Below are 2,143 nucleotides of genomic sequence, written 5' to 3'. Positions count from 1 at the left end.
GGCTTCGCCGTGATGTGCATCGACCATCCCACCGTGCAGGGGCTGGTCGGGCAGATCGAGGACCGCCGCGTCGTCACCTATGGCGAGAACCCGCAGGCCGATTTCCGGCTGATCGACATCGATCTCTCGGGCGGGCAGGCGAAGTTCACCTTGTTGATCCGCGACCGCAAGCGCGGCCGCGACGAAGTGGTCCGCGACCTGATCATGCCGATGCCGGGCCACCACAACGCGCTCAACGCCACGGCGGCGATCGCTGTGGCCTATGATCTCGGCATCCCGGTCGAGCGCATCCGCGCCGCGCTCGCCGGCTTTGGCGGGGTCAAGCGCCGCTTCACCAAGACCGGCGAATGGAACGGCGCGCTGATCTTCGACGATTATGGCCACCACCCGGTCGAGATCGCGGCGGTGCTCAAGGCAGCGCGGGCCTCGACCAAGGGCAAGGTGATCGCGATCGTGCAGCCGCATCGCTATACGCGCCTGGCCAGCCTGTTCGACGATTTCGCCGCCTGCTTCAACGATGCCGACACGGTGATCGTGGCCGACACCTATGCGGCGGGCGAGGCCCCGATCGCGGGCGCCGACCGCGATTCGCTGGTCTCGGGCATCAAGGCGCGCGGACACCGCCACGCCCTGCCGCTGGAAGGGCCGGAGCAACTCCCCGGCATGATCGCCGAGTTGGCCGGCCCGGGCGACTATGTCGTCTTCCTCGGCGCCGGCAACATCACGCAATGGGCCTATGCCCTGCCGGCGGAACTGGCGGCGCTGCCGCCGCAGAAGCCGGCCGCATGAGTTTCGAGGACATCACCCCCACCATCCGTGCCGCGGCGCCCGAGCTGCGCGGCCGTCTGCTGGCCAATGCCGAGATGGCGCCGCTGACCTGGTTTCGGGTCGGCGGCCCGGCCCAAATGCTGTTCACGCCGGCCGACGAGGCCGATCTCGCGCATCTCCTGGCGGGCCTGCCGCCCGAGATCCCGCTGACGGTGGTCGGGCTCGGGTCGAACCTGATCGTCCGCGATGGCGGCATTCCGGGGCTGGTGATCCGACTCGGCGGCAAGGCCTTCGGTGAGATTGCGCTCGAGCCCGGTGACCGGCTGCGGGCTGGGGCTGCGGTGCCAGATGTCAAGCTCGCGCGGGCGGCGGCCGATGCGGCGCTGGACGGGCTGGCCTTCTACCGCGGCATCCCCGGTGGCATCGGCGGGGCGCTGCGGATGAATGCCGGCGCCCATGGCGGCGAGACCACCGACGTGCTTGTCGAGGCGCGCGGCGTGACGCGGGCCGGCGCGCTCGTGACGCTCTCCCATGCCGAGATGGGCTTCTCCTATCGCAGCAGCGGGGTCGACACCCAGGACATCATCTTCACTTCGGCCTTGTTCCAGGGGCGGCCGGGCGACCGGGCGGCAATCCAGGCCGAGATGGACCGCGTGACCGCGGCGCGCGAGGCCGCGCAGCCGATCAAGGAGCGCACCGGCGGCTCGACCTTCAAGAACCCGCCCGGCGGCAAGGCCTGGCAGCTGATCGACGCCGCCGGCTGTCGCGGCCTGCGGATCGGCGGCGCGCAGGTCTCGGAGATGCACTGCAATTTCCTGATCAACACCGGCGGTGCGACAGCGGCCGATGTCGAAGGGCTGGGCGAAGAGGTCCGGCGACGCGTGAAGGTCCATTCCGGCCTCGATCTCCACTGGGAGATCAAGCGGATCGGGGTGGCCTGAGGGCCGCTTCGGCCCAGTGCTTCGCCGGTCGTCGCGACAACGAAGAATCCACGCGCGATCCCCATCTCCCGGCCGCAACCTTTACCAAAAATTTACCAGCAGATCGAAGAGTGGTCGTTAACGGCGCATCAAGCAATCGGGTGCCGGGACGTCTGCAGAACCGCTATCCGCCAGGGACCTGAAACAGCGTGTTTCACCCCTGCGGCGAGGCTCCAGGACGGCCCGGCCAGACCGAATCGGACCAGCGCCGCCCTGGCTGCCCATGCGGGCTCAACTTCGGTGAACGCGTCACATGGATGGTGGAGGTCGCCTCCCTCGATCGGTCAAGACAGCGGCGGCGATGTCCGCTGCGCGTCTGCCGGTGCCGGCTCCCGGGCCGCAGCTGCTCGTCGGCGAGCGGCAGGGGCGCTGGCTGCGCCGTTCGCGGCGCAGCG

General features: G+C 69.6%; 2 protein-coding genes. Both read left to right on the top strand.

Annotated elements, in window-relative coordinates; all coding sequences use genetic code 11:
- Nucleotides 1-789: glutamate ligase domain-containing protein (locus Q8M82_RS09970; RefSeq protein WP_305691211.1), on the top strand; the 789-nt coding region annotated here is incomplete at its 5' end.
- Nucleotides 786-1,709: a UDP-N-acetylmuramate dehydrogenase gene (gene murB, locus Q8M82_RS09965; RefSeq protein WP_305691210.1), complete on the top strand. Its 924-nt coding sequence runs from the start codon at nucleotides 786-788 to the stop codon at nucleotides 1,707-1,709. The genes Q8M82_RS09970 and murB, both read left to right, overlap by 4 nt.
- Nucleotides 1,710-2,143 lie beyond the last annotated feature (434 nt).

Source organism: Allobosea sp. (assembly GCF_030694325.1).
GTDB lineage: Bacteria > Pseudomonadota > Alphaproteobacteria > Rhizobiales > Beijerinckiaceae > Allobosea.
Note: the sequence above shows the minus strand (reverse complement) of the source record. Positions and strands in the feature narration are given on the sequence as shown.